The sequence below is a fragment of the Rhodoplanes sp. SY1 genome (genome assembly GCF_046000175.1).
GTDB lineage: Bacteria > Pseudomonadota > Alphaproteobacteria > Rhizobiales > Xanthobacteraceae > Rhodoplanes.
In genome coordinates, this window is sequence record NZ_JBEOMB010000116.1 from 1 (window position 1) to 944 (window position 944).

General features: G+C 67.3%; 1 protein-coding gene. It reads right to left on the reverse strand.

All coding sequences use genetic code 11. The features are described from left to right. Positions 1-171 precede the first annotated feature (171 nt). Positions 172-944: IS3 family transposase (locus ABTU92_RS23905; protein ID WP_408094123.1), on the reverse strand; the 773-nt coding region annotated here is incomplete at its 5' end.

Sequence of the window (944 nt, forward strand, 5' to 3'; positions counted from 1 at the left end):
CGCCGCCCCCAACCGATCCTGCATGCCCGAACCCGAGCGGCACCAGATCGAGCGCCCCGACATACGCGTCGATCGCCCGTACCAGATTGTCCGGCCCGACATAGTCCTCGACGCTCGGCGGCAGGAAACTCGGCTGATTGCGGCTCACGCCGGCCTTGAATGCGCGATTCGTCATAAAGCCAAATCATACCTCGCCGCCGGCGCCGATTCTTGCCCAGCCTCGGCAGCGTTGTCCATCATGTCCACAGCCTCGGCGGTCTGGCCGGAACGCCACACCGCCATCGGCGTGCGATAGCCGAGCGCCTGGTGGAGCCGCTGCTCGTTGTAGAACGCGATCCACGCGGCGATGCCGGCTTTCGCCTCTCGGCCGTCGGCGTAGTGCTTCAGATAGACGTCCTCGTGTCTGAGGGAGCGCCACAGCCGCTCGATGAACACGTTGTCCATCCAGCGGCCGCGGCCGTCCATCGAGACCCGGATGCCGGCCTCGAGCAGAGCGCCCGTGAAGGCCCCCGAGGTGAACTGGCACCCCTGGTCGGTGTTGAAGATCTCCGGGTTGCCATACCGCGCCATCGCCTCCTCGAGGGCCGCCAGACAGAACGAGGTGTCCAGCGTGTTCGACAACCGCCACGCCAACACGGCCCGGCTCGCCCAGTCGATGATCGCCACCAGGTAGAGGAAGCCGCGGCCGATCGGGATGTAGGTGATGTCCGCCGCCCACACATGGTTCGGCCGCTCGATCGACAGAGCCCGCAGCAGATACGGGAAGACCTTGTGGCCGGGCGCCGGCTTCGACGTGTTCGGCTTCGGTCCCAGCGCGGCAATGCCCATCAGCCGCATCAGGCGCTGCACGCGCTTGCGGTTGACGAGCCAGCCCTCGGCCCGAAGCGTCGCCGTCAGCCGGCGCGAGCCGTAGAACGGCCACGCGGTGAACAGCTCGTCGATCC